Source organism: Nodosilinea sp. LEGE 07298 (assembly GCF_015207265.1).
In the GTDB taxonomy this organism is placed as follows: domain Bacteria; phylum Cyanobacteriota; class Cyanobacteriia; order Phormidesmidales; family Phormidesmidaceae; genus Nodosilinea.
This window is the reverse complement of sequence record NZ_JADEXE010000450.1, coordinates 1-3,900: the sequence shown is the minus strand read 5'-3', so window position 1 is coordinate 3,900 and position 3,900 is coordinate 1. Positions and strand designations below refer to the sequence as shown.

Here is a 3,900-nt window from a genome sequence, read left to right as displayed (position 1 = left end):
GAATATGTCTGTGGTCGGGGGCTGAATCTGTACAAAACTGCTGAGCTAGAGGGGCTGGTGACCCAGGCGGCGTTGGGGCGGCATCTGCGGCTGGCGAAAGAACCGGGTCAGGAATCTCTGGCCGTTGTGCTCTGCGAAGACGATTACCCCGGCTGGATTAGTGCCGCCGATGGCAACGCGCTAACCCCTGCCGATCGCCCCTACCAGCCCCCCGTTTTTGACCGTGCGGCGATTGCAGCCCGCCTGCCGGAGGTGATTGCCTTTACCCAGCGCGCCATGGCCACCCCCAACACTTACCTGTGGGGCGGTACCGTTGGCCCCAACTTTGACTGTTCTGGGCTGATGCAAACGGCCTTTGCTGCGGTGGGCATTCGCCTGCCCCGCGACTCGTACCAGCAGGAGGCCTTTACCCAACCAATCGGCTGGGGCGAGCTAGAACCAGGCGATTTAATCTTCTTTGGCACTCCGGATCGCACCAAGCACGTGGCACTGTACCTGGGGGAAGGCGAGTATATCCACAGCTCTGGGATCAACCAGGGTCGCAACGGCATCGGCATCGATTCGCTGGAGGATCTCTCGCATCCGGTCAGCGCGGCCTACCACCGCCAGCTGCGTCGGGCGGGGCGGGTGATGGTCAGCTACCAGCCCAAAGCCCCGAAACAGTAGCCGGTGATTGCGCGCCACAATTGGCTTTCGGCTAAACTCAAGGGGCGTTATTTGGCGCGTTTCGGTGATCTGCCCCGTCATCTGCCGCTGTTATGATTCCTGCGATTCGCCCTAGTCTTGCCCTGCCAGTATCGGGGGCTGCTGCCCCGGTAGAAATCTCGGTGGTGGTGCCGATCTACAACGAGTACGAGAGTTTACCGGCTCTGGTAGGCGCGATCGCCCACGTGCTCGACGGCATGGGCCGCTCCTACGAAATTCTTGGCGTTGACGATGGCTCTACCGATGGCTCCAGCGATCGCCTGCGCGAGCTAACCCAGCCGTATCCTCACCTGGTGGCGGTGCTGCTGCGCCGCAACTACGGTCAGACTGCCGCCATGGCCGCCGGGTTTAAGTACGCTCGGGGCGGCATCGTGGTTACCCTCGACGGCGACCTGCAAAACGACCCCGCCGACATTCCCCGCCTGATCGATCGCCTCGACGAGGGCTACGACCTGGTCAGCGGCTGGCGCAAAGACCGCCAGGACAACACCCTGACCCGGCTGATTCCGTCAAAAATTGCCAACTGGCTGATTGCGGGCGTGACCGGCGTGGCGCTGCACGACTACGGCTGCTCGCTCAAGGCCTACCGCGCCGAGGTGATTCACGACCTCAACCTCTACGGCGAGCTGCACCGCTTTTTGCCCGCCCTGGCCTTTATTGAAGGAGCCCGCATTACCGAAATGCCGGTCACCCACCACGCCCGCCGCTTTGGCACCAGCAAATACGGTCTGGGCCGCACCCTGCGGGTGGTGATGGATATGCTCACGGTCTACTTTATGAAAAAGTTTCTCACTCGGCCCATGCACATTTTTGGCAGTCTGGGGCTGGCCTCGATGGCGGGGGGTATGGCCCTGGGCATTTACCTCACCCTGGTCAAGTTTTTGGCCGACCAAGATATTGGCGATCGCCCCCTGCTGGTGCTGGCGGTGGTGCTGTTTTTAGCGGGCATTCAGCTGTTTAGCTTTGGCCTGCTGGCCGAGCTGCTAATGCGCACCTACCACGAGTCGCAGCAGCGCCCCATCTACCGCGTGCGCGAGATTGTCGGCCCCGCCACACCCGAAGGGTAGCCGCTATGAGCGACCTGAACCACACGCCAGCGGTGCCTGCTGACCTGAAACCAGCTGCGATCGCGATGGAGAACGTGTCGCGGGTGTTTGGCACGGGCGAAGCGGCGGTGCGGGCCTGCGATCTCATCAACCTCACCATTCAGCCCGGCGAATACTGCGCCATTATGGGCCAGTCGGGCTCGGGCAAATCGACGCTGATGAACATCATTGGCTGCCTCGATCGCCCCACCAGCGGGCGCTACTGGCTGGATGGCACCGATGTTGCCACGGTGGGCAAAACTCGGCTGACCCGGCTGCGCAACCGCAAACTGGGCTTTGTGTTTCAGCGCTACGAGCTGCTGCCCAACCTGACCGCGATCGAAAACGTGATTTTGCCGATGATGTACGCCGGGGTGGGGCGGCAGGCGCGGCGGCGGCGGGCCGAGGCCGCCCTTACCCATATGGGCTTGGCCAACCGCATGGACAAGCGCCCACCCCAGCTGTCGGGCGGGCAGCAGCAGCGGGTGGCGATCGCCCGCGCCATTGTCAACCAGCCAGTGCTGCTGCTGGCTGACGAACCCACCGGGGCGCTCGATTCCCAGTCGGCGGCGGAGGTGCTGAGCATTTTTCAGGCGCTGCACCAGCGGGGCATTACCATCGTTATGGTGACCCACTCCCATGAGGTGGCCAGCCACAGCCAGCGCATTATTATGATGAGCGACGGCCAGGTCACCCACGCTCACCTCAGCCCCGCCGAACTGGGGCACCTGACTCCCCTGTAGGTTCGCAAGACGTCTGTAGGATTGAACAAAACTAACTGTTTGGATAATGTCCTGTGCTGCCCGACTCTCACTCCGATGCCTCTACCGTTCACCCCAATCCGGACCGCTCTGACTCAACTGGAGAACCGCCGTTAGGCCTAGCCGATGCGGGGCAACCAGAGTTAGCCGCTAACCCCCTCAGCCCTGGCCTGTTTGACGATGACCTGTACGACGACGACCCAGCCACTAAGTCTCGCAAAGGGCTGAGATGGATTGTCACCTCGGGCCTAGTGCTGGTGCTGGGTCTGGGCGGCTGGTGGGGCTACCGCACCTGGCAGCGCCGCAGTGTAGACCCGGTGGTGGTGACCACCGGCAGCCCCAGCCGCGACACGCTCGAAAATCGGGTCGATGCCTCAGGGGTAATCAGCCTGGGTAACCAGCAACCGATCAAGGCACCGGGCGATGTCACTGTAGAGTCGGTGCTGGTGGAAGAGCGCCAGCGGGTGGCAAAAGGAGCAGTGCTGCTGCGGTTGCGCGATCGCGCCCTAGAGCAGCAGCTCGATGAGGCCCAAATTCAAACCGAAATCTTGCAGTTGCAGCGCCAGCGCCAGACCGAGGTGCGCCAAGACCGCCAGCGTACGGTGCAGCGAGCCCAGGAGCGCCTGAGCGAGTCGCAGTCGCTGCTAGAACAGGGGTTTATTTCAGAAGATGACTATGACGGCGATCGCAATGATCTCGAAACCGCCCAGTCAGATCTGCGCGGAGCCGAGGTCGAACTGCAGCAGTCGGAGCTAGAGATTCGCCGAAACCAGGCCACCCTGGCCAACCTGCGCGCCCGCATTGCCGACAATGCGATCGTCGCCCCCTTCGACGCCGTGGTGCTCAATATTAATGTGCAGCCGGGGGATGGGGTGCAGAGCGAGGGCACCCTACTCACCATCGGCGACCCCGCCCAGGAGGTGGTGCTGTTTGACCTCATGACCCTCGACGCCAACCAGGTGTCGGTGAATATGCCCGTGCGGGTCAGCATTATTGGCCCCAGCGCCGCCAGCTATGCCGGGCGGGTAATTAGCATTGCTCCCCAGGCCATTTCAGACAGCGAAGGCGGCGGCTCCCAGGCTACGGTCAAGGCCGTGGCCCGGCTCGATCGCCCCAGCGGCGTGCTAATTCCGGGCAGTGCCGTCAGCGTCGAAGTGATTTTGGTGCAGCGTGAGAACGCCCTCGCCCTACCCACCAACGCTATTCAGCAGGACGGTAGCGAAGCCTTCGTATGGGTAGTCGACGGCCAGGGTCGCGCCCAAAAGCGCCCCATCACCACCGGCCTCGACACCCTGGAAGCCATCGAAATTCTCTCCGGGCTAGAGGAGACCGACACCGTCATTCTCAAT

General features: G+C 62.6%; 4 protein-coding genes. All 4 read left to right on the top strand.

Features of this window, described 5'->3' with window-relative positions:
- On the top strand, positions 1-666 hold a 666-nt coding region (locus IQ273_RS31475; RefSeq protein ID WP_194027025.1), incomplete at its 5' end, for a C40 family peptidase.
- A 92-nt stretch (positions 667-758) separates the two neighbouring features.
- A complete protein-coding gene (locus IQ273_RS31470) occupies positions 759-1,772 on the top strand; it encodes a glycosyltransferase family 2 protein (protein ID WP_194027024.1) in 1,014 nt (337 codons plus the stop codon).
- Between the two features lie 5 nt (positions 1,773-1,777).
- The gene (locus IQ273_RS31465; protein WP_194027023.1) at positions 1,778-2,533 is read left to right on the top strand and encodes an ABC transporter ATP-binding protein; all 756 of its coding nucleotides are present in this window, start codon (positions 1,778-1,780) and stop codon (positions 2,531-2,533) included.
- A 53-nt stretch (positions 2,534-2,586) separates the two neighbouring features.
- On the top strand, positions 2,587-3,900 hold a 1,314-nt coding region (locus IQ273_RS31460; RefSeq protein ID WP_194027022.1), incomplete at its 3' end, for an efflux RND transporter periplasmic adaptor subunit.

Bases quoted from the DNA above. Each gene is read 5' to 3' on its own strand.
- IQ273_RS31465 (WP_194027023.1), top strand. From the start codon at position 1,778: ATGAGCGACCTGAACCACACGCCAGCGGTGCCTGCTGACCTGAAACCA.
- IQ273_RS31470 (WP_194027024.1), top strand. From the start codon at position 759: ATGATTCCTGCGATTCGCCCTAGTCTTGCCCTGCCAGTATCGGGGGCT.